1 protein-coding gene is annotated in these 347 nt (G+C 57.9%); it reads right to left on the bottom strand.

The annotated features are described in order from the left end of the window. The coding region (locus C2134_RS13905; protein ID WP_146042169.1) for a transposase at positions 1 to 347 on the bottom strand (347 nt) is incomplete at both ends.

Genomic DNA, 347 nt, shown 5'->3' on the forward strand with positions numbered 1-347 from the left:
CCGCGCTTGCTGATACCTAGCAGGTTTTGCTTCCCTCCGCTGGAGTGTTGTCGAGGCACCAGCCCCAGCCAGGCTGCCACCTGCCGACCCCCATCAAAGTTCTTGGCGTTGCCCAGAGAGGCGACCAGCGCACTGGCGGTGATGGGGCCAATGCCCGGTATTTGCTCTAGTTTCTTGCTGAGCTCGCTTTGGCGGTGCCAGGCTAGTATCTGTGTTTCGAGCTCGCTGACTTGCTTGTCCAGCGCCTTCAGATGATCAAGTAGGCGCTGAATCAGCAGTCGAAATGATCCAGGCAGTTCGTTGCGGACATCTTCAATGAGTCCTGGAGCCTGGTTGACAATGTGGCC

This window comes from Chromobacterium sinusclupearum (assembly GCF_002902845.1).
In the GTDB taxonomy this organism is placed as follows: domain Bacteria; phylum Pseudomonadota; class Gammaproteobacteria; order Burkholderiales; family Chromobacteriaceae; genus Chromobacterium; species Chromobacterium sinusclupearum.